Source organism: Caballeronia sp. TF1N1, from assembly GCF_022878925.1.
Classification (GTDB): Bacteria; Pseudomonadota; Gammaproteobacteria; order Burkholderiales; family Burkholderiaceae; genus Caballeronia.
In genome coordinates, this window is the sequence record NZ_CP084629.1 from 509,873 (window position 1) to 527,991 (window position 18,119).

Below are 18,119 nucleotides of genomic sequence, written 5' to 3' on the forward strand. Positions count from 1 at the left end.
GGCGTGATCGAAGGTCCTCTCGCGAGGACCCGTTACCGCTCAACTTAACGCATACCGCCGCTGGCGATCAGTTGCTCGCCGGTGATCCACTTCGAATCATCCGAGGCCAGGAATACCGCGATCGTCGCGATATCGTCCGGGCGGCCAACGCGGCCAAGCGGCGTTTGAGCGACGATCTGAGTCTCGAAGTCAGAGCCGATGATACCGTTGCTCTGCGTGCCTTCTGTCACGATCATGCCGGGGTTGATGGAGTTCACGCGGATCTTCTTCGGGCCGAGTTCACGGGCGAGGGAACCGGTAATGGCATCGACCGCGCCTTTCGTGCCGCTATAAACCGCGCTTTGCGGCGGCGTGATACGCGACACGACCGAACTCACGTTGATGATGCTTCCGCCTTCGCCGAGGTGCGCCGCAGCGAACTTGGTCGTCAGCAGCACACCGAGCACGTTCACGTTGAACTGCTTATGGTAATGCTCCTCGGTGATTTCCTCGACCGGTGCGAACTCGTACACGCCCGAGTTGTTCACGAGGATATCCAGCCGTCCGTAGGTTTCGACGGCGGCATTGACGATTCCTTGCGCATCCGCCGACTTCGACACATCGCCGCCCACTGCGGTCGCCTTGCCGTTTGCCGCGGTGATGGCCGCGACCACTTCATCTGCGCCCGCCTTGCTGCTTGCGTAATTCACGACCACGGAAGCGCCTTCTGCCGCGAGCGCCTTGGCGATTGCCGCGCCAATTCCCTTCGATGCACCCGTTACGACTGCAACCTTGCCGGTGAGCTTGCCCATGTCTGTCTTCCTTTATCGATGATTCGCTGAAAGTTAAGCCGGCGTTGAATCAGGTTCAGGCCGGCTTGCGTTGAGAAGCAATGTATCCGTGAGCGGCATCTTGAAAAAGCCCGATATGACGAATTGATTTGCGGGATTTAACGAACAATCGGACGCTGGTTATTCATTGAACGATGAATTACCACGCGGCTTGCGCATTCTTCAGAGGTGAAGGGGCCCAATGGCGAGCATTACCGATTCTGAAACATCCGGCTAGCAATCGGCGTACTTTCGCATACTCTTAAGGAGCACAGAAGGTGCGATCTCGGCGGCTGCTTATTCAACAGCGGCACCACATACTTCAGATAGATTGGTATTACTTAGTAAACTGCGACTAACCTGCGGAGAAAGGACATGCCTCTACAGAATCGAATGTTAGCGGAGTTCGTCGGAACGTTCTGGCTGGTGGTGGGCGGATGCGGCAGCGCGATCATCGCGGCAAAATTCTCGACTGTTGGAATCGGGCTCCTTGGTGTGTCGCTCGCGTTCGGACTGAGCCTTCTCACGATGGCCTATGCCGTCGGTCCCATCTCCGGATGCCATGTTAATCCCGCTGTCACAATCGGCCTGACGGTTGCGGGCCGTTTTCCCGCGCGCGATGTCGGTCCTTATATCGTCGCTCAGGTGCTTGGCGCCATAGCGGGCGCGGCCGTGCTCGCATATGTCGCAGCGGGTGCGCCGGACTTCGACCGCTTCGCGGGATTCGCCGCCAACGGATACGGCGATCATTCACCCGGCAAGTACACGCTAGGCGCGGGACTCGTGTCCGAAGTCGTGATGACGTTCATGTTCGTGTTCGTCATTCTCGCGGCCACGCATGAGCGCGCGCCGGTCGGCTTCGCGCCGATCGCCATCGGACTCTGCCTTACGCTCATTCATCTGGTAAGCATTCCGGTGACCAACACCTCGGTCAACCCGGCGCGCTCGACCGGTCCCGCGCTTTTCGCGGGCATGTGGGCAATCCAGCAACTTTGGATGTTCTGGGTGGCGCCGATAGTGGGCGCGATATTCGCGGGCCTGATCTATCCGGCGATGTCCGGGTCGTTGTCGCCCACCGCGCCTATCGTGGGCCGCAAGGTGAGTTGACGCCAAGCCCCAGGCGCGCGGTGAAGCTACCGCGCGCTGTCGGCCTGATAAGCCTCGAAGAAATCATCCGATGCGACCTTGTCCGCAAGCGTCCGCAACGTCGCCGCAGCGCCCGCTCCGAGCACGCGATCCACGCGCCGGTTCGCAGCCACCCAATACGCAAGCGCGGCCTTCAATTGCTTTCTGCCCAACGCCGTGAGCACGCAGCGCTTCGAGCGCTTGTCCTCGGCATCCGCGCGTAATTCCAGCAGTTCGTCACGCACGAGCGGACGCATGGCATGCGTCACCGCCGACACCTGTATGCCGAGCCGCGACGCCAGTTCCTGCAGGGACGGTCCTTCGCTCGCGTGCTCCTTGCAGTATCGATCGATCTGCGAGAGCAGCGCCATTTGCGTCGCCTTCATGTCGAGCGGCGCGAGCGCCTCGTCATAAAGCTGGCTCAGTCGACGCGATGCCCGGCGCAGCGCCGTGTTCGTGCAGGCGAGCGGTGCAAACACGTCAGCGGCATCGGACTCGATAGTCGGGACGGACTCGGCACGCTTCGTTCGTGCCTTAGATGTAGCTTTCTTTTCCATACGCATAGGATGGTTGATTGCCTCGCGCTTGACAAGCTTCGGGCAAATACACATATACTTGAGCCCTCAACTAACTCCAGTTTATTCCTTCGTCAGGGAGAAGTCATGGTGAATCAAGCATCCCGCAAGATTGCGGTTGTCACGGGCGCGTCGTCGGGTATCGGCGCGGTGTATGCGCAACGTCTGGCCGCGCGCGGCTACGATCTGTGGCTGGTCGCGCGTCGCGCCGACCGTCTGCGCGAACTGGCGAGCGAGATTGGCGGCGCGCATGGCGTGAACGTCGAGACGGTCGTCGCAGACCTGACCAGCGAGGCGGATCTGCAACGCGTCGAGCAGCGCATCGCGGCCGAAGCGAACATCCACGTGCTCGTCAATAACGCGGGACTCGCGCGGTTGCGGCCGGTGGCGCAGTCATCGGTGGCGGATACGGCCACGCAGATCGCGCTCAATATCACCGCGCTCGTTCGTCTGACGCAAGCCGTGGTGCCCGGTTTCGTCGCGCGCAACGAAGGCGCGATCATCAACATTGCTTCGGTGCTGGCGCTCGACACCTTGCCGGTCAGCGCTGTTTATAGCGGCACGAAGGGCTTCGTTCTGAACTACACGCGCGGCTTGCAACTGGAACTCGCGAACACCGGCGTGAAGGTGCAAGCGGTGCTGCCCGCAGCGACGGCCACGGAAATCTGGGACGAATCGGGCGTGCCGCTCGACTCGCTGGCGGCGGGCACGGTCATGCGCACCGAAGACATGGTCGATGCCGCGCTCGAAGGTTTCGATCAGGGTGAAGCCATCACCATGCCGTCGGTACACGACGCGCAGTTGTTGCACAGCTTCGAAGAAGCGCGTCAAACGCTATTCCGCGCATCGCAGAACGGCACCGCCGCGCCGCGCTATCGCGCCTGATCGCCGGAAACGGAGAGGAGCAGATCGACATGCGTTATCGCATTTTCGGAAGTACGGGGCTGAAGGTATCGTCGCTGGCTCTGGGCACGGGCAACTTCGGCACCGGTTGGGGATACGGCTCGGAGCGCGACGAAGCGAAGACGGTCTTCGATACGTATCGTGCGGCAGGCGGCAATTTCATCGATACCGCCGACAGCTATCAGTTCGGCGATAGCGAAACCATCCTCGCCGAGTTCATCAAGGCGGAGCGCGAGGACATCGTGCTCGCGAGCAAATTCTCGCTCGGGGCGTCGCCGGACGCGGGTCTGCAGCGCACCGGCAACAGCCGCAAGGCGATGGTGCAGGCGGTCGACGCAAGCCTGAAACGGCTCGATACCGATCGCATCGATCTTCTCTGGGTGCACATGCCCGACGGCGTGACGCCAAGCGAGGAGATCGCGCGCGGGCTCGACGACCTCGTGCGCGCCGGCAAGATCCTCTATGCGGGGCTATCGGACTTTCCCGCCTGACGCGTCGCGACGGCGGCGACGATCGCCGAGATGCGCGGTTGGGCGCCGATCAGCGCGTTGCAGATCGAGTACAGCCTGGTCGAGCGCACCGTCGAACGCGAGTTGCTGCCAATGGCCGCGGCTTTCGGTCTTGGCACGGTGGCCTGGTCGCCGCTCGGAGGCGGGCTTCTGAGCGGTAAGTATCGGCAAGGCGAGACGGGGCGCAAGCAAGGACTCGGTGTCGTGATACACGACGAAAGCGACGCGCGCAAGACCGCCACGGTCGACGCGGTTCTCGCCATCGCCAATGAGCTGGGTGTATCGGCGGCGCAGGTGGCGATTGCGTGGGTGCTCTCGAAGGGCGTGTTGCCGATCATCGGACCGCGTACCTTGAAGCAGCTGGACGACAACCTCGGTGCGCTCGCGGTCTCGCTTAGTGCGGAGCAGCTCGCGCGTCTGGATGCGGCAAGCGCCACGCCGCTCGGTTTTCCGCATGACGTGGTGAACGCGGAGAGAACGCGCAGCCGGCTGGCGGGCGGCAAGGCGGATTTGCTGGATTATCCGCTGACGCCTGTTCGATGAAGAAAAGGGGGCGAGCCTCGGCCCCAAAAAACAAAAAGCCTCGCATTAAGCGAGGCTTTTCAAAGACCGCACGAGGCAGCCGTTACTTGCAGTGGCGTTCCCAATGATGATGCACGCGCACCTTGTGGCACTCGGCATGATGGTGGGGGGCCGCGAAAGCGGTGGTAACGGAAAGGAACGTGGTGGCGGCCAGCAGTGCGGCGAAAACAGCTTTCTTCATGACGTCGATTATCAGGGGATTGAGAGGAGGCGCCATCGTATCAACCGAACTTTACGATTACGTTATGTGATGCGTTTTGCGCAACAAGATTACTTTGTGGCGGACCGCTTCGCGAAAAATCTGTCCAGTTCGCCCGCGAACTTCTTGCCATCGCGCGGAGCGTAGGGCGGCGGGCCGCCGGTCTGCACGCCGGAACTGCGCAACTGATCCATCATCGCGCGAATGGAGAGTCGCTCCTCGATATTTTCCGCGTTCATCCATTCTCCGCGCGGGTCGAGCACATGCGCGCCTTTCGCGAGCGCGGCGGCCGCAAGCGGAATGTCCGCGGTGATGACGAGATCGCCGGCTTGCGCCATTTCGACGATGCGCTTATCCGCGACGTCGAAGCCCGCAGGGACTTGAATGGCGCGCAGCCACGGCGACGCGGGCGTGCGCAAAAATTGATTGGCGACGAGCGTCACGCGTACTTCCACGCGCGGCCCGGCGCGGAACAGAATGTCCTTGACGATGGCAGGGCAGGCGTCGGCATCGACGAAAATTTCCATTGACTGGCGTCCGCTCGAAGGAAGACGCCGATCATACTCCCGATGCCAACGCTCAACGAACGGCGTCGCGCAAGTCGGTGAGATCGCGGCCACGGGTCTCGGTGGACATGGCGACGCCGACGAGCGTGAGCGCCGACAACACGGCGGTGTATGCGCCCATGACCCAGAAGCCGCCGCCCGCGCGGCCAATCATATAGATGCCGAGAATTGGCGCGAGTCCGCCCGACAACACCGCGCCGATCTCGCGCGACAAGGCCACGCCCGAATACCGATAGCGATTGCCGAAGAGTTCCGCGAAATGCGCGCACTGCGCCCCGAGCATGCTGTTTGCGCCGATGGCGAGCCCGCCGAACATCGCGAGCGCGACCCACCAGAAGCTGCCGGTGCTCACCATCCACCACGCGGGGAACGCCCAGAGCAGCATGAAGATCGCGCCGCCGCGATACACCGTCTTGCGCCCGAGCCGATCCGACAACGCCCCGAAAAGCGGTGTGGTAATCACGCTCGACAAAGTGGCGATAAGCGCGCCGCTCGTGCCCACGCGCGCCAGTTCCGCTGGCGGCACGCCGTGCCGCGCCGCCACGGTGCCGCTGAGGAACGCGATCACGATGGTCGTATAGATGGTCGAGCCGCCTTGTTCCGCAAGCCGCATCAGCACGGCCGCGACGACGGTGCGGCGCGCGTCCTTGATGACGAGCCGCATCGGCGAACGCGCGACCTTGTGTCCGCCTTCGAGCGCGGCGAAGGTCGGGCTTTCGCGCAGACGCAAGCGTATCCAGATGGCGACGCCGATCAGCACGACGCTCGCGAGGAACGGAATGCGCCAGCCCCAGGCGAGGAGCGTGGCCTGATCCATCGAGTGCTGCATGATGCTGAACGTCGCCGTCGCAATGCCGAAGCCCGCGAAGATGCCGACGAACGGAAGCGCCGCGAAGAAGCCACGCGTCTTCACGGGCGCGACTTCGGCCATCAAGGTGGATGCGCCCGCCTGTTCCGCGCCGGCGCCGAATCCTTGCGTGAGGCGCAGCAAGACGAGCCCGACCGCGCCGAGCGGACCGGCGGGCAGCAAGCCGACGAGCGTCGTGGATACGCCCATGATCGCGATGGTCAGCAAGAGGACGAACTTTCGGCCTTTCCTATCGCCGAGCGAGCCGAAGAACAAGCCGCCGAGCGGACGCGCGAGAAAGCCCACGCCGTAGGTCGCGAAGCTCGCGAGCAGACCTGCGCTCGCGTCGAGCGTGGAAAAGAACACGCGGCTGAAGATCAATGCCGTGGCCAGCCCGAAGATAGCGAAGTCGTAGTATTCGAGCGCGCTGCCGACGGCGCTCGTGAGAATCGCGCGCCGAAGCTGCCTCGCGGAAACGGGCGCGGAAGCGCCGTCGGAAGGACGATCGAGCGGAAGCGCGCCGGCATGCGCCAACGCATCGTGGTGGGACGTCATCTTCTCGTGTCTCCTGATTCCTGCGCGGTGTCTCTCTGACGACACTCGATCTGAAAGCCGGACGAAAACCGCCGCCTTCGGATAAACCCGGTTATCGGTAACCGTCAACAAAATCTAACATGGAGGGATGCCGATCTACAAGAAAGCGCTAATGGGCATTTGCCCGGATGCGCGTAGGCTGGAACCCCGTCGTTAACGTATCGCGAGTACTGTCATGACACCAACGAATAACTCAGCTCCCCAATCCGAAGACGCGCAGAACAAGAAGCGCCTGCGCAGCCGCCGCTGGTTCGACGATCCCTCGAACCCCGGCATGACCGCGCTCTATCTCGAGCGCTATATGAACTACGGCATCACGCGCGAGGAATTGCAGTCGGGTAAGCCGATCATCGGCATTGCACAGACGGGCTCCGATCTCGCGCCCTGCAACCGGCATCATCTGGAACTGGCGACGCGCGTGCGCGACGGCATCCGCGATGCAGGCGGCATTCCACTCGAATTCCCCGTGCATCCGATCCAGGAAACCGGCAAGCGCCCGACCGCCGCGCTCGACCGCAATCTCGCGTATCTCGGGCTCGTCGAAATCCTGCACGGCTATCCGCTCGATGGCGTGGTGCTCACCACCGGTTGCGACAAGACCACGCCCGCGTGTCTGATGGCCGCGGCGACCGTCAACATTCCGGCTATCGTGCTGTCGGGCGGTCCCATGCTCGACGGCTGGTGGAAGGGCAAGCTCGCGGGCTCGGGCACCATCATCTGGGACGCGCGCAAGCGTCACGCCATCGGCGAGATCGACTATGAGACGTTCATGGACGAAGTGTCGTCGTCCGCGCCTTCGGTCGGGCATTGCAACACCATGGGCACGGCGTTGTCGATGAATTCGCTCGCCGAAGCGCTCGGCATGTCCTTGCCCGGTTGCGCCGCGATTCCCGGGCCGCATCGCGAACGCGGCTGGGTGGCGTATCGCACGGGGCAGCGCATTGTCGGCATGGTGCACGAGAATCTGCGGCCTTCGGACATCATGACCAAGGGCGCGTTCGAAAACGCCGTGGTCGCGGCGGCGGCGCTCGGGGCATCGTCGAATTGTCCGATTCACATGATCGCGATCGCGCGGCACATGGGCGTGGATCACACGCTGGATGACTGGCAACGCCTCGGTCCCGAGATTCCCTTGCTGGTGGACTGTCAGCCCGCTGGCCGCTTTCTCGGTGAGGCGTTCCATCGCGCAGGCGGCGTGCCGGCCGTCATGCGCGAACTGCAGGCGGCAGGCAAGCTCGACACGAGCGTGCGTACGGTCACGGGCAAGACGCTCGGCGAAGACCTGGCCGCCGTCGCAGACGTGGATCGCGAAGTGATTCGCGCCTATGACGATCCGCTTAAGCCGGCGGCGGGTTACGTCGTGCTCTCCGGCAATCTGTTCGACAGCGCGGTGATGAAGATCAGCGTGATCGACGACGCCTTCCGCAAGCGCTTTCTCTCCGATCCCGAGCATCCGAACGTGTTCGAAGGCAAGGCGATCGTCTTCGAGGGACCGGAGGATTATCACGCGCGTATCGACGACCCCGCGCTCGAGATCGACGAACGTTCCGTGCTGGTGATTCGCAATTGCGGGCCGGTGGGTTATCCGGGCGGCGCGGAAGTGGTGAACATGCAGCCGCCCGCCGCGCTCATCAAGCAAGGCATCACGCAGTTGCCGACACTGGGCGATGGCCGCCAAAGCGGAACCTGCGCGACGCCTTCGATTCTCAACGTATCGCCGGAAGCGGCGGTGGGCGGCAACCTCGCGCTGCTGAAGACGGGCGACCGCTTGAGAATCGACCTGCAGAACTACAAGGTCAACGTGCTGATCGGCGATGATGAAATGGCGCAGCGCCGCGAAGCGTACGTGCCTATCGAGTTGCAGAACAAGACGCCGTGGGAAGAGATTTATCGCAGCATGGTCGGGCAGCAGGGCAGCGGCGCATGTCTTGAGCCGGCGCTCGGCTATCAGGACATCATCGAGACGCGCGGCGAGTCGCGGCACAACCACTGAGCCGTAACGAGGTCTTTACGCGCTTTCTCGCGGGATGACTTCGTAAGGCACGCGCATGAGCGTGGGCACGTCCTGCCGGTCGGGACGCGCCTGCGCGATTTCGCGCCGCGACGCGTTGGGTGTCTCGGACTCGTCGAGCGCGGCGAGCAGCGATTCGCCGGTGGAGTGACCGATCCCGTAGGCATCGACGGATACGGTGGTGATGGTCGGATAGCAATGGCGCGACACTTCGAAGTCGCCGAAGCCCGCCACCGCGATATCGCGCGGCACCGACATACCGCGCCGATGACACGCCATGATGACGCCGAACGCGTGGATGTCGCTCGTGCACATGATGGCGTCGGTATCGGGCCATCGGTCGAGGATCTGTTCGAGCGCCGCGCCGCCGTGACCCATGGCCGCGCCGTGCGCCATGTCCGTGGTCCAGTCCGTGTGCGCGATTTCGCGGATGTCGTGCAGACCCGCTTCCTTCACGGCGCCGAGATAGCCATTGCGCCGCGCGACGCCGCGCAAATCCAGGTGCGATGCGCTGCTCACGAAGCCAATGCGCCGATAGCCGCGCGCATAGAGATAGCGCATCATCGCGGCGGCCGCATCCGCGTTGGAGAAGCCGACGACGCGATCCACGGGTTTCGCGGGAATCTCCCAGATTTCGACCACTGGAATGCGCGCCTGTTTGAGCATGGCGCGCGCCTTGGACGTGTGCTGACCTCCCGTGATGACGACGGCACGCGGCTGATGACTCAGGAGCGCGCGGATGAGCGCTTCTTCTCTTTCGAGCAGATAGTCCGTGTTGGCGAGCAAGAGGCGCAGACTGCGCGCCTCGACGACATCGTTGATGCCGCGCACGGTCTCCGCGAAATTCGAACTCGATAACGACGGCACGATGACCGCGACGACATTCGTTCGGCCGGAAGAGAACGCACCCGCGATGGCATCGGCGACATAGCCGGTTTTGAGCACGGCATCCATGACTCGCGCGCGCGTCTCTTCGCTGACGTGCTGGCCTGTCAAAACGCGCGACACCGACATCTTCGACACCCCGGCGATACGCGCGACATCGGCCATGCGCACGGGGGCGGCGGTGGGTGATGTGGGGTCGTTGACTGATGTCATGCCGGGGCGTTGCGCGGTGATGATTCGATGGGGGTAATCATACCGGCTTGTGGGGGGCAAGTTCGCGTTCAGACGATGAGCGTGACCTTAGCTACTTGAGACTATTCCTATTTGTCAGCCGATCGATTGACGTTCTTTTGTTGCAGCCCTAAATTCCTGCGCTAAAAAGCTCCAGGCGCGACGGTTCCATTCGTTGCGTTCAACTGAACAGGATGCGAATGAATGCTGTAACGAAAAAACTGACGGACGCGCTGCAGCATCCAAGCGCGCGACTCACCCAGCGTTTGAGCATATGGGTCGGTACGCTCGAGCTCGAGCTCGACGTGCTCAAGTTCAAAGTCAAAGCAGGATTATGCGATGACTACAAGGCGGAGGTCACCGTTACCTCGCCGCGTCTCGATATCGAAGGCAAGCTCTGCGTGGGTCGGCGCGCGGGCTTGCAGATCGACGAGCGAGTAGCCGTCCCGTCGGTGAATTATGTCGCGCCTGTCGATCACGAGGCGGCCACTTTCAATGGCATCGTCACGCGCTTCGAACGCATCAAAGCGAGCCGCGACGAGGCGACCTACAAACTCCGGATCGAACCTCGGTTCGCCGCGCTCTGCAAGCGCGTGCATGGCTCGGAGGTATTCAAAGACATCACCTTTCAGGAGATGGTGACGCGACTGCTGGTCGACCGGAAGAACATCGATGCCTTCGATATCGAGTTCCATCTGGAAGGCGCGCAAGAGAAGATGGAGCAGGTTGTGATGTACGAGGAGTCCGTGTGGGCCTTCGTGACACGTCATGCAAGACGTCAAGGCATATGCTGGTTTTACAAGCAGGGTCGAGGCAAGGATGGTCAACTCGACACGCTCGTGTTCACGGACAATCCGCGCGGGTACGTGCGCTCGATCGACGTACCCCTGCTCTCTGACTCGGGCATGAACAGCAACTGGCATGAGGCTGCACTCTCGGTCAGCGAGACGCGTACGCTGGTGCCGGCCGCCATCGAGTTGTGGGAGCGCAATTACCGCACGCCGGAAGATCCGCTGCGGGCGAGCGCGAGCATTTCCAATGAGGCCAATGACCAATCGGTGTTCGGGCGGATCAGCGGCAGCGCGGAATTTCATCTGACGCCTCAGCAGGGTGAGTCGCGAGCACAGACGCGGCGCGACGAGCAGATTGCAAAGCAGGTAAAGCTTTCGGGCAAGAGCAACGCGAAGGGCATGGCACCTGGCGTGGTGGTCAAGCTGACCAATACGAAGCTGGCGAGCGCTCCGTATGGATTCGTGGTCGAGTCGATGACGATGAAGGGCAGCCGATCGAAACCGGCGCATGTCCGCTTCAAGGCGATGCCCGCGCATCTGGCCTACCGTCCCGACTTCGTTTATGAACGCGACTGGAGATTTCTGAAGGGACCGGTCGTCGGCGTCGTCACGACGTTTGACTCGTCGCCTTATGGCTGCATGGACGAGCATGGCCGATATCCTGTGTTGCCGAAGTTCCTGCAGGGAACGGCTAACACTGACAAGCAGTTGCTGAAGCTGCGGCTGCTGCGTCCGTCTTCGTCGTATCAAGGTGGCTTCCATTCGCCCTTGCTGCCGTCCACGGAGGTTTTGCTTGGTGCGGCGCATGCCGATGTAGATCGCATGCATATCGTGGGAGCGCTCCATGACTACTCGCATCCGGACGTGGTGCACGGCGCCGATGCGATGTTCAGTTACGCAATCTGGCGCGCGCCGCTGCTCGGCGCCGAGGTCGTCTTCAATGATCTGCGAGGCAAGGAAAGCGCGCGTATCGCCACGGTCTACAGCCAGACGGCGTTCAATCAGGGCTATCTGCTCAACAGTAAAAAGCTCGCGCGAGGCGAGGGCTTTGAAGCGACCACCCAGGCGTGGGGGACCGTGCGCGCAGCGAAAGGACTGTTCTTTTCGGCCGATGCGGCGGCTGGCGCTGATACGCCGCACTTGGAGATGCCTGCTGCCGTCGCGCAACTGAAGGCCGCGCTACAGCGCGTAACGGACCTTGCGGCGGCGACGACACAGGCCGGTGCCGATCCTGCCGACCGGGCTAAGCAGGCGGCGCTCCAGGACAGCCTGAACCAGCTTCGCGACGCGGGGCTGCTCGCGAGCGCCCCTGGCGGCATGGCATTCGTGACGCCGAAGTCGATACAGCACTCGGCGGGCGAGAACCTGATCGCGACGGCCCGAGACATGGACGTCAGCATGGCGAAACGTCTGCGCATGGTGGCGGGCGAGCTGATTTCGCTATGCGCGCATAAGCTCGGTATCAATCTGGTGGCTGCAAAAGGGAAACTGACTGCCGCAGCACTGACGGACGGCATGGACCTGTTCGCGCAGAAGCAGCTCCGCGTTGCGAGCGAGAGCGCGGACGTCCAGGTGGCCGCGAAGACGAAAATCACGCTCAACAGCGGCGGGGCCTCGCTCGTGATCGAGAACGGCAACATGACATTCCACTGTCCTGGTGCGTTCGCCATCAAGGCGGGCTCGTTCATGTTCGTTGGCCCCGACAACATGCCCGCAGTGCTGCCAGTCCTGCCAAAAAGCAACCTGACGCTCAATGAGCGGTACTCCCATACGAACTGACGCGCCATGATTATCAGCCCTCCGTTTTTGCCTGAATCCGGCCTTACGTCTAGCGACCAATCGAAGCCGGACCCCATGATGGACGCCGTCGACAAGTTCGAACTTGCACACGGTATTTATCCAATTGCGTTTGACCGGCGCTGGCATTGCGGCGCCCATCTCGCCCCCGACACGCATGGCCCTGTCTATGCCATCGCCGATGGCGAGGTGGTCGCCTACCGGGTCTGCCAGCATGCGATGGACTCGGGCAATGGCAACGCGGGCTTCGTCCTGCTGAAACACTCGACCGAAACGGGCGAAGGTCGCACGCTGACGTTCTATTCGCTCTACATGCACTTGCTGCCGCTCGCCGAGTACCAGTCTTTCGGGCACGACGCAAAACGATTGCCAGAGTTCCTTCGCAAACCTACCGGCCAAGTCGCCCAAGGCGCGGTGGAGCCGGCGGTGGCTAGCGGAGGCAACAAGGTGCGGCGCAAGGACGTTATCGGTTTTCTCGGGCGGTATGAAGGCGTGGTTTATATGCACTTCGAAATCTTCATGATGCCAAGGGATTTCGATAGCTACTTTAGCCATACGGCGCTTGGCATTGCCGGGCCAGACACGTCGACGACGTCGGATTGCTGGGGGCATACCTGGTACACGATTCCCGGCGGACGGCAGTTCTATGCCCTGCCGCCAGGAACGGATGCACACAACAAACTGCATGGCATCAATTTTGATGCAGGCCAAACCGGCACAAACCCATTACCGCTCATCGTTGAGACTTACTTTAGCAAAGGGGGCAAGTACACCAACGTCTGGAGCGTCGCGACGGATGGATCGCGCACGCTGCTAACCGCGCAGCCAGTAGCTGAAGCCGATTACGAATACGATCTTTATCGTCGTGCGACGGCGCTCTACAGCGCCTGCCCGAGCGACGGGTACGAGATGCTGCGCTTCGGGCGCATCCTCTCGACGCCGGCGACGCTGTCCGGGAGAGACTGTGCGACATGGGTGAAAGTGACCTACGCCCCGGGAGCGCAGGGTTACATTGATATCAACAACACCTCGGTTAAGAAGTTGTCTGACGCGGATTTCCCGTCGTTTGTGGGCTGGCAGAAAATTAGCGATGGCGCTACGCCCTATGGCAGCGATGGGCTGTGCGATATCGACGCACTCAAGAAAATCGTCAAGGATGCTGAACCATCAGGCACGGCGCCAACGACCGAAGCGCAGAAGGCGGACGCGCTTTCAAGCTATGTAAAAAGCCATGATGGCGTACGCCAGGCGTTGCGCGGATTCATTTGCAACGCCCCAAGCGAATGGGATAGCACAAACAACGAAACGCGCTACGCAAAACTGCTCGATGCAGGCGGCTTTTATCACGGCAACAATCAGGGTTACGACGACTTTCTTAAGTATCTTAAGGAAATACAGTTTTGGGGCGTGACGGGTCTTCCCGCAGGGCAGAAGTTGTGGTTCTTCCATCCGCTTGCGTTTATCCGGCATTTTAGGAAGTGCGGATGGTTGAGCAAGGGAGAGTTGTCACAAATCTACGATGAATCGAATTACACGGCCTTGGGTAAGACGGGGGAGGAATATCGTGAGCACTATCGCAATGCCATCAATTTGGTCTTTAAAAAGTACAGAATTTGCGATCCGGTACGCAGTGCTCATTTTTTTGGGCAAAGCGCAATCGAATCGGCCCATATGATGGTTGTGCGAGAGTGCTCGGCTGCTATTTCTACGGCAATTAAGACGAACCACGTCTCAATTATGCCGGAATTAAATGGCTATTTGCGCTCCCCCCCAGCTGCCGCAAAAGATGTTGCGTATTTCACAAAATACGATGGCAACATAGCGTTGGGTAATACCGATGCGGGCGACGGCGTCAAATTCCGCGGGAGAGGTTTTAAGCAGCTTACCGGGCGATATAATTATTCAGAGTACTGGGTGTATCGGGGGTGGCTTGATAGAAATTCGTATGATCATGCTTGGTTCAGGAAAAAGGATGGCGGGCGTTTCAAGGATGGTCCAAAAGTGGATAATCCTGAGATTCTTGGAAATGATGCCTATTCCTGCGTAGATGCCGCAGGTTTCTTCTGCGTGCATACTCCGCTTGAAAAGGCTGCGGATCGAGGAATTTCTGAAAGTTCGTCTCGCGCGGTGACCAAGATAGTCAACCCGTATGATGTAAAAAGTCCGCCATTGCGCTGGAATGAGACGAAAAAAGCATTCCAAGTATTGGGGGATCAGTTATGAAAAAGTACTTGCTTCTGACTCTGATGGCCATGTTCATCGGTGATGTACATGCGGCAGTTGTCAGTTCTTGCGATGGAGGTTACTCAGCAAAAAATGATGGTCGCGGCCAGATGATAGTGGAGCATGGTGAGAAAAAAATTGGTTCGGCACATATTGATCATGCTATCGATGGTGGCGCGTTTAGCCTAGACGACTCTATTTTGGTCCTGTTCGGGTTGCCGAAAAAACTTGACACGCACTACCCTCAAGTAACACATCTTTCAGTGTATCTTGTAAAGCCAAAAATCCATCTCATTGAAAGTGATGTGTATGGTGGGGGGGTATATGACGCTACCTTTAGCAAAGATCAAAAATTTATCGTGGTAAATAATCAATTTGGGGTTGATGTGATAAATATTAAGGAGCGGAAAGCTCAGTCGTTTGAAGCGACTTACGTCCCTCCGTTCAAGACACAGCAATGCGCCAAAAGATAACTATATAGAATGAAATCCTCATCCGCATAGGCGGCAACACGTCGGGAACAAAATAATTAATCCTCCTACCCAAAAGATGCATGTGTGACACCAATGCTAAGATTTGAATAGTTAATAAAACGAAACAGATCATCTTTTGGGCTTTTGTGCTTGTTTCTCTTTCGGTAAGCGCAGTTGAGCGTGAGCAGATTGTCTCTGCGTCTCCTGGCATCAAGGCGATGATTGAAATCGAAGGAAAGGCTTTGATTTGGACGGTAGGTTTGCTGGCAGTAACAATCAAGGGCGAGTGGACGTTGATGCAGAGAAGCCGTTAAAGTTACACGTTGGTGATTATGAGTTTAGCGGTCAACTTAGATTTGCCGTATGTCATGTGGATGACAGGATGGGAACGTACTTGGTTTATAGGATTTTTACATTTCTGCATCGATTAAAAAATTTGTAGAGCGGAGTCCGGCGCCGTTGTGTGGGGGATGAATTTATCGACTTGAAAGTCGACAAGAAAAGACATCGTCTGTTTAGTACTTATTGGAATAGCAAAAATTGGCTTTCGAATTGAAATCTCTCATCTACAATGGCGATAAGATTGAAAATGGCGGCGAAGTTCTTGATGAATAACGTGACTATTGAAAAGCTTGTCGCCATAATGCTATTCGTCTCGTTCGCTACATTTAATATGAGCGCCAATTCCAGCGCCTTGGCAGTCGGACCAATACCGGCTATTTCGAATATTTCGACGGGCTTGAAAAAAGCCATTGATGCGCTAAAGGCGCGCGTTAAGTCAGATGCTAAAGGTTGCTCTGAAACAGCAAAAGGAATGAGGTCAACTGCACAATATAGTTCTTTCATCAGGAAAGTGCTAGACACGGATAGAGTAGTCGCCCTTCAGGTGTCGGGGGACATGATTTGCGATGGTGTGCATCCTTCGTCGTTTCAATATGGAGTTGCATTCGAAAAGGCAAGTGGGAAACGGCTTGATTTGAATCGAGTGTACAACATTGCTATCCGACAGGATGGCCGTCTATTTGTTCGACCTGATCTCACCGATTCGGTGAAGACTAGCTATAGGTTAGCTAACAAAAATAACCCGTCCTGTCTTTCCGCAACGGAATTGGAAGACAAGCTGGCTAATTTTCCAATCACGTTTTCTCCACTTCCAGATGGATCTATTGCTCTTTATTATGCGGCACCGGATGTATCTGCCGCTTGCTTTCCCGCTTTGCGGTTGGAGCCGAATGAGTTTTCGAAGTTTAGAGATGCGAAACAGGCGACGCAATACGCATTGCCATAGCCTCCAGAATGCTTTTTCCGAACTAAATGATGAAGTCGTTCCAAACTCAGATTGTAGGCCGATAATTTGATGGTGATATGAAAGGCATATTTTTGCGTGTGTTTGGCATTTTCGCTCTGATTGTGGCAACAACTGCTGCGAGTGCCAAAGGGCCTGAGCGTATCTCCCGAGGTGATTGCCATGCAACTTTCATAGTGCCAAATGGCTTGGAATATGTTGAGGTGGATGGCATCCAAATTTCTAGTAACGATGAGTGCCACATTGCGTTTCGTTATACCGGGGATTTGAAAATCAAATCTAGGGCGATTCCTCCTCCCACGGCGGAGGATTGGCGCTGGTTGACGGATTTTGCACTCTCTGTTAAGAGAGAGCCTTTGGAAGATAGACTCGCTCAGATTAAGTCGACTGATGGATTGGAGAAACCCGGCATGTTTAATTTGGTATCAAGTGAGCATTTTGAGATTCCAGGAGGGGAAGTGTTTATATTGCGCTATTCGGCTATAGAACCAGGAAAAGCTATGCTTCGCTCAAATGAGCCTGAAGAAACAATTTTTGCTGCCGGAAACAGTTCTTGCTCAATATCCTATATTCAATATACTGGCTTGAAGATGACGAAAAAGGATAATGAAAAAAGCCGCAGCGTATAGACGTTTGTTTTCGTCATTCAGCTTTGAAGATTAATTGGGTTGGAGAAATGCATAATTAGTACGCCCCCTGTTCGCAAAGGCGACATACTTGAAAACGGAGGCGGAGCTCGTGCCGGAAAGATATTACTAATGAGAAGCTTTCGCCGCCGTTATGCTATCATTTCGTTAGCTGCGTATAATTAGGGTGCCAATTTTAATGTAGTGACAAGTGACGTCTGTTTTCAATGTTTTGCTCGACGTCCTAAGACGGTTTTGGCCGAATTTAGAAAAGACATAGTGTGTTATGAAAAATCGACGGATCTTTGCACCGCGCTTTTTGCTAACGTTGTTATTTCTCTCCTTGATACACCAGGCCTGCGCAAGAGATGTCCCTGCTGACGTACTAGCGGCGGTAAGTGCTCGCGCTAACGGTGGCCTCAAACTGCAGTCTCCCATCATTAATGTGAGACCCGCGATGGAGGGAGTATATATATACTTTGTGACGAATACATCCGATGAGCCGGGCTATACCAAAGACAACAGACCTTACATGTTGGATGCACATTTGCTGTTCGCTGACGGAAACCATCTTTGGCATGATGTGCAATTCGATCGCTACATGAAAGATGACGGTATTCCGGAAATCGCCAGTGTATTTTTTGCAAATGCGGATCATGATCCGAAGAGCAAGGAAATCGTTGTTTTGGTGCGGACGCCGCTTAACCATTACGATTACGGAGGCGAATATTATGATGGCTACATCTACAAACTAACAGGAAACGCTCAAAATGGCGCTGTTTTCGCGGGATTGCAAAGTGATGCCAGCGCAACCTTTCAAGATCAATGTGAATGTGGCTTTCGCGATGGGCATTCTACAAAAGCACGGTATAAAGACGCTAAGTCCATTCGAAAGGCCCTTGAAAATAAGTACCAAGTTTCGTCTGAATCGAAATGATTGCGCCTCATTCTACGCTACGTACGACATTAAAACGAGTTCCGATTAATCAGTAACTGACGATAATTACCCATTGCATTTGACCGGCGCTGGCATTACAGCGTTTATCTGGCCCCCAACGCGCATGGTC

At 58.0% G+C, this 18,119-nt stretch carries 15 protein-coding genes and 1 pseudogene; 10 read left to right on the forward strand and 6 right to left on the reverse strand.

The features are described 5' to 3' along the window. Positions 1–44: 44 nt before the first annotated feature. Positions 45–791 (reverse strand): glucose 1-dehydrogenase, encoded by a 747-nt coding sequence (locus tag LDZ28_RS28460; protein WP_244831103.1) that lies wholly within the window; start codon positions 789–791, stop codon positions 45–47. 393 nt (positions 792–1,184) lie between these two features. Here LDZ28_RS28460 and aqpZ point away from each other — a divergent pair, with 393 nt between their 5' ends. Next, entirely contained in the window at positions 1,185–1,916 is a 732-nt protein-coding gene (gene aqpZ / locus LDZ28_RS28465) for an aquaporin Z (RefSeq protein WP_244831104.1), read from the forward strand. A 26-nt stretch (positions 1,917–1,942) separates the two neighbouring features. Here aqpZ and LDZ28_RS28470 read toward each other — a convergent pair whose 3' ends face one another. After that, positions 1,943–2,491, reverse strand: coding sequence for a MarR family winged helix-turn-helix transcriptional regulator (locus LDZ28_RS28470; RefSeq protein WP_244831105.1), 549 nt, complete (start codon positions 2,489–2,491; stop codon positions 1,943–1,945). Between the two features lie 105 nt (positions 2,492–2,596). On the opposite strand from LDZ28_RS28470, the gene LDZ28_RS28475 reads away from it, so the two are divergent. Then, positions 2,597–3,394 (forward strand): SDR family oxidoreductase, encoded by a 798-nt coding sequence (locus tag LDZ28_RS28475; protein ID WP_244831106.1) that lies wholly within the window; start codon positions 2,597–2,599, stop codon positions 3,392–3,394. Positions 3,395–3,423: 29 nt separating this feature from the next. After that, a pseudogene (locus LDZ28_RS28480) lies at positions 3,424–4,464 on the forward strand (aldo/keto reductase). Positions 4,465–4,546: 82 nt separating this feature from the next. Here the strand turns inward: LDZ28_RS28480 and LDZ28_RS28485 are convergent. The 3 genes from LDZ28_RS28485 to LDZ28_RS28495 form a co-directional block, all read right to left on the reverse strand. Beyond that, positions 4,547–4,684: a hypothetical protein gene (locus LDZ28_RS28485; RefSeq protein ID WP_244831107.1), complete on the reverse strand. Its 138-nt coding sequence runs from the start codon at positions 4,682–4,684 to the stop codon at positions 4,547–4,549. 89 nt (positions 4,685–4,773) lie between these two features. Continuing rightward, entirely contained in the window at positions 4,774–5,229 is a 456-nt protein-coding gene (locus tag LDZ28_RS28490; RefSeq protein WP_244831108.1) for a YaiI/YqxD family protein, read from the reverse strand. 52 nt (positions 5,230–5,281) lie between these two features. Beyond that, entirely contained in the window at positions 5,282–6,670 is a 1,389-nt protein-coding gene (locus LDZ28_RS28495; protein WP_244831109.1) for an MFS transporter, read from the reverse strand. A 214-nt stretch (positions 6,671–6,884) separates the two neighbouring features. Between LDZ28_RS28495 and LDZ28_RS28500 the strand changes: the two genes are divergently transcribed. Next, positions 6,885–8,702: an IlvD/Edd family dehydratase gene (locus tag LDZ28_RS28500; protein ID WP_244831110.1), complete on the forward strand. Its 1,818-nt coding sequence runs from the start codon at positions 6,885–6,887 to the stop codon at positions 8,700–8,702. 15 nt (positions 8,703–8,717) lie between these two features. Here LDZ28_RS28500 and LDZ28_RS28505 read toward each other — a convergent pair whose 3' ends face one another. Further along, entirely contained in the window at positions 8,718–9,818 is a 1,101-nt protein-coding gene (locus LDZ28_RS28505; RefSeq protein WP_370652269.1) for a LacI family DNA-binding transcriptional regulator, read from the reverse strand. Positions 9,819–10,036: 218 nt separating this feature from the next. On the opposite strand from LDZ28_RS28505, the gene LDZ28_RS28510 reads away from it, so the two are divergent. From LDZ28_RS28510 to LDZ28_RS28535, 6 genes are all read left to right on the forward strand, one after another. Further along, positions 10,037–12,406, forward strand: a complete 2,370-nt coding sequence (locus LDZ28_RS28510; protein ID WP_244831111.1) for a type VI secretion system Vgr family protein — start codon at positions 10,037–10,039, stop codon at positions 12,404–12,406. 75 nt (positions 12,407–12,481) lie between these two features. After that, on the forward strand, positions 12,482–14,647 hold the full coding sequence (locus LDZ28_RS28515) for a M23 family metallopeptidase (RefSeq protein WP_244831112.1): 2,166 nt from the start codon (positions 12,482–12,484) through the stop codon (positions 14,645–14,647). Beyond that, positions 14,644–15,120: a hypothetical protein gene (locus tag LDZ28_RS28520; RefSeq protein WP_244831113.1), complete on the forward strand. Its 477-nt coding sequence runs from the start codon at positions 14,644–14,646 to the stop codon at positions 15,118–15,120. The genes LDZ28_RS28515 and LDZ28_RS28520 overlap by 4 nt, the downstream gene beginning before the upstream one ends. A gap of 607 nt (positions 15,121–15,727) precedes the next feature. Beyond that, positions 15,728–16,408 (forward strand): hypothetical protein, encoded by a 681-nt coding sequence (locus tag LDZ28_RS28525; protein ID WP_244831114.1) that lies wholly within the window; start codon positions 15,728–15,730, stop codon positions 16,406–16,408. A 77-nt stretch (positions 16,409–16,485) separates the two neighbouring features. Further along, positions 16,486–17,055, forward strand: coding sequence for a hypothetical protein (locus tag LDZ28_RS28530; RefSeq protein ID WP_244831115.1), 570 nt, complete (start codon positions 16,486–16,488; stop codon positions 17,053–17,055). A 478-nt stretch (positions 17,056–17,533) separates the two neighbouring features. Further along, positions 17,534–17,989, forward strand: coding sequence for a hypothetical protein (locus LDZ28_RS28535; protein WP_244831116.1), 456 nt, complete (start codon positions 17,534–17,536; stop codon positions 17,987–17,989). Positions 17,990–18,119 lie beyond the last annotated feature (130 nt).

What these genes read in the sequence shown, in the direction of transcription:
- LDZ28_RS28460 (WP_244831103.1), bottom strand. Translation starts at nt 791, where the DNA reads ATGGGCAAGCTCACCGGCAAGGTTGCAGTCGTAACGGGTGCATCGAAG.
- aqpZ (WP_244831104.1), top strand. Translation starts at nt 1,185, where the DNA reads ATGCCTCTACAGAATCGAATGTTAGCGGAGTTCGTCGGAACGTTCTGG.
- LDZ28_RS28470 (WP_244831105.1), bottom strand. Translation starts at nt 2,491, where the DNA reads ATGGAAAAGAAAGCTACATCTAAGGCACGAACGAAGCGTGCCGAGTCC.
- LDZ28_RS28475 (WP_244831106.1), top strand. Translation starts at nt 2,597, where the DNA reads ATGGTGAATCAAGCATCCCGCAAGATTGCGGTTGTCACGGGCGCGTCG.
- LDZ28_RS28485 (WP_244831107.1), bottom strand. Translation starts at nt 4,684, where the DNA reads ATGAAGAAAGCTGTTTTCGCCGCACTGCTGGCCGCCACCACGTTCCTT.
- LDZ28_RS28490 (WP_244831108.1), bottom strand. Translation starts at nt 5,229, where the DNA reads ATGGAAATTTTCGTCGATGCCGACGCCTGCCCTGCCATCGTCAAGGAC.
- LDZ28_RS28495 (WP_244831109.1), bottom strand. Translation starts at nt 6,670, where the DNA reads ATGACGTCCCACCACGATGCGTTGGCGCATGCCGGCGCGCTTCCGCTC.
- LDZ28_RS28500 (WP_244831110.1), top strand. Translation starts at nt 6,885, where the DNA reads ATGACACCAACGAATAACTCAGCTCCCCAATCCGAAGACGCGCAGAAC.
- LDZ28_RS28505 (WP_370652269.1), bottom strand. Translation starts at nt 9,818, where the DNA reads ATGACATCAGTCAACGACCCCACATCACCCACCGCCGCCCCCGTGCGC.
- LDZ28_RS28510 (WP_244831111.1), top strand. Translation starts at nt 10,037, where the DNA reads ATGAATGCTGTAACGAAAAAACTGACGGACGCGCTGCAGCATCCAAGC.
- LDZ28_RS28515 (WP_244831112.1), top strand. Translation starts at nt 12,482, where the DNA reads ATGATGGACGCCGTCGACAAGTTCGAACTTGCACACGGTATTTATCCA.
- LDZ28_RS28520 (WP_244831113.1), top strand. Translation starts at nt 14,644, where the DNA reads ATGAAAAAGTACTTGCTTCTGACTCTGATGGCCATGTTCATCGGTGAT.
- LDZ28_RS28525 (WP_244831114.1), top strand. Translation starts at nt 15,728, where the DNA reads ATGAATAACGTGACTATTGAAAAGCTTGTCGCCATAATGCTATTCGTC.
- LDZ28_RS28530 (WP_244831115.1), top strand. Translation starts at nt 16,486, where the DNA reads ATGAAAGGCATATTTTTGCGTGTGTTTGGCATTTTCGCTCTGATTGTG.